General features: G+C 60.9%; 1 protein-coding gene. It reads left to right on the top strand.

Annotated features, from left to right (window positions below):
• Positions 1-248 (top strand): DUF2968 domain-containing protein (locus tag SB822_RS59605; RefSeq protein ID WP_410859439.1); only part of this gene is annotated, 248 nt, incomplete at both ends.

Here is a 248-nt window from a genome sequence, read left to right as displayed (position 1 = left end):
TCGCCGACGCGCTGCGCGATGCGGCGTCGGGTTCGTCGTCGGCGGCGTCGTCGGCTTCGGTTTCGGCGTCGTCGTCGGCCGAAGTGCAAGGCAATGTCGCCGAGTTGATGCAGATGATCCAGGACACGAAGCTGAGCGAACTGCGCACCACGTACAACGGCAGCTACGGCGCGAGCCTGTTTTTCTATCCACGCGAGTTGACGTACTACGTCGCGTTGTTTCAGAACAAGCATTTCTGGCGAGTGATC

The sequence above is a fragment of the Paraburkholderia sp. SIMBA_054 genome (assembly GCF_046534875.1).
Taxonomy (GTDB): domain Bacteria; phylum Pseudomonadota; class Gammaproteobacteria; order Burkholderiales; family Burkholderiaceae; genus Paraburkholderia; species Paraburkholderia hospita.
This window is presented reverse-complemented; position numbering and strand designations above follow the sequence as displayed.